General features: G+C 61.2%; 1 protein-coding gene. It reads right to left on the reverse strand.

Annotation, left to right across the window (positions count from 1 at the left end):
* Positions 1–81: 81 nt before the first annotated feature.
* Positions 82–837 (reverse strand): IS21-like element helper ATPase IstB, encoded by a 756-nt coding sequence (gene istB / locus IEX53_RS23610; RefSeq protein ID WP_188826609.1) that lies wholly within the window; start codon positions 835–837, stop codon positions 82–84.
* Between the last annotated feature and the right edge of the window lie 181 nt (positions 838–1018).

The following is a 1018-nucleotide window of genomic DNA, read 5'->3' on the forward strand; positions in this document are numbered from 1 at the left end:
CCGGACGCGGTTCCGATCAGAAGCCGGACGTCCGCAATGCTCTGGGTCGTGGTTTATCAATGTCGGCGAAGACCGGGTAGGTCAAGCCTGAGTTGCATCGTCGGCTGACAGGGCTCGATGTTTCCGCAAGCTTTCGCCGGAAAGTTCGATGCGGTAAGCGTTGTGAACGAGGCGGTCCAGCACGGCGTCAGCGATCGTGGGATTGCCGATCATGTCGTACCAGTGGTCCACGGGGATCTGGCTAGTGACGATGGTCGAGCGCTTTTCGTAGCGATCTTCGACGATCTCCAGGAGATCGCGACGTTGCTCGTCACTGAGCTTCTCCGGTCCCCAATCGTCCAAGATTAGAAGGTCGGTCTTGGCCAAGCTTTTGAGCAACTTTGCATAGCGACCGTCGCCCCGTGCCAGGGCGAGTGCTGCAAATAGCCTGGGTACGCGGTGGTAGGCGACGGAAAGATCCTCGCGGCATGCCTTATGGCCAAGGGCGCAGGCCAGCCAGCTTTTACCGACGCCGGCCGGCCCGATCAGCAGCAGGCTATGACGCTGCCTGATCCAGTCGCAGGTGGAAAGCTTCATGAAGAGATTGCGGTCGAGACCGCGCGCGGCACGGAAATCGGCATCCTCGACCTGGGCGTCGTGGCGAAGTCTGGCCGCACGGGCTCTGGCCTCAAAGCGCTTCTGGCGACGCGTGGTCTGCTCCCGCTCGAGCAGGATGGCGAGCCATTCGCCATGTTGGAGGCTTCTCGCCTCCGGTTGCATCTCCAGTTCCTGGAAGGCGGAAGCCATGCCGGAAAGGCCGAGCTGGCGCAGCATATCGATCGTAGGATTGGTCAGCATTCTTGATTGTCTCCTTAATGAAAGTAGCCTGGGCCGCGAAGATTGGCATGCTCGCCGACGGCGGCGGGTTCGGCGGAATGTCGTGGCGCCTTGTAGGTTTTGATCAGGGCAGTGATGCTCTTGCAGGTCAGGCCGCCGATCTCGACAGCACGGGCAGACACTGCCTCGGCCTGCACCGTGG

It is taken from the genome of Paramesorhizobium endophyticum, assembly GCF_014640615.1.
GTDB lineage: Bacteria > Pseudomonadota > Alphaproteobacteria > Rhizobiales > Rhizobiaceae > Paramesorhizobium > Paramesorhizobium endophyticum.

Coding starts and splice junctions, on each gene's coding strand:
- istB (WP_188826609.1), bottom strand. CDS start 837: ATGCTGACCAATCCTACGATCGATATGCTGCGCCAGCTCGGCCTTTCC.